The organism is Streptomyces sp. UNOC14_S4, from assembly GCF_020740835.1.
Classification (GTDB): Bacteria; Actinomycetota; Actinomycetes; order Streptomycetales; family Streptomycetaceae; genus Streptomyces.
This window is the reverse complement of sequence record NZ_JAINFC010001012.1, coordinates 1-785: the sequence shown is the minus strand read 5'-3', so window position 1 is coordinate 785 and position 785 is coordinate 1. Positions and strand designations below refer to the sequence as shown.

Genomic DNA, 785 nt, shown 5'->3' with positions numbered 1-785 from the left:
GACGAACCTGGTCGACCGGGTGGAGAGCTGGCCGGGGCCCGGCGGCCTGGTCATGCCGGGCTTCTCCTACGAGAACCTGATCCCCATGGGCCGCTTCCCGCTCGAACGGCGGCTGGAGTGGGTGGCGGCGGCGACCCCGGAGTACGCGCCGGAGCCGTACGAGCGGCTGGCGGGCGTCCTCCGGGAGGGCGGCGAGGACGCCGACGCGCGCGAGGTGCTGCTGGCCAAGCAGCGCCGCCGCCGGGAGACGCTGCCGCCGGCGGGCAAGGCGTGGGGCTTCCTCCAGGACTGGACGGTGGCGTACGGCTACCGCCCCGGGCGGGCGGCGGTCTGGATGGTGGTCCTGTGGGCGGCGGCCACGGTCTACTACGCGAACCACCCCCTGGCCCGCGTGAAACCGGACGAGGGCCCCGCGTGGAACCCGGCGCTGTACGCCCTGGACCTCCTGGTCCCGGTGGTCGACCTCGGCCAGGGGCAGGCGTGGCGGCCGACGGGGGCGGCGCAGTGGGTGGCGGCGGTGCTGACGCTGCTGGGCTGGATCCTGGCGACGACGGTGGCGGCGGGGGCGACGCGGCTGCTACGGCGGCAGTAAGGACCGCCCCGTCAGGGGCGCGGGGAACTGCGCGACAAGCCCCCACCGGACCCGCAGCCGCGCGCCAAGCGCAAGAGGCACCCCGGTGGGCGCGGAACCCCGCGGCGGGGTCCCGACGTGGGGGCCGAGGCCGAAGACCCGGCTGGCCCGCCGCCAAGGCGATTAGGCTTACCGGCCGTGACCACCCCTCGCT

Annotated in this window: 1 pseudogene; it reads left to right on the top strand. The window is 76.4% G+C overall.

The annotated features are described in order from the left end of the window. Positions 1 to 592: pseudogene (locus tag K6I34_RS37635) on the top strand (oxidoreductase); the annotation flags it as partial. Positions 593 to 785 lie beyond the last annotated feature (193 nt).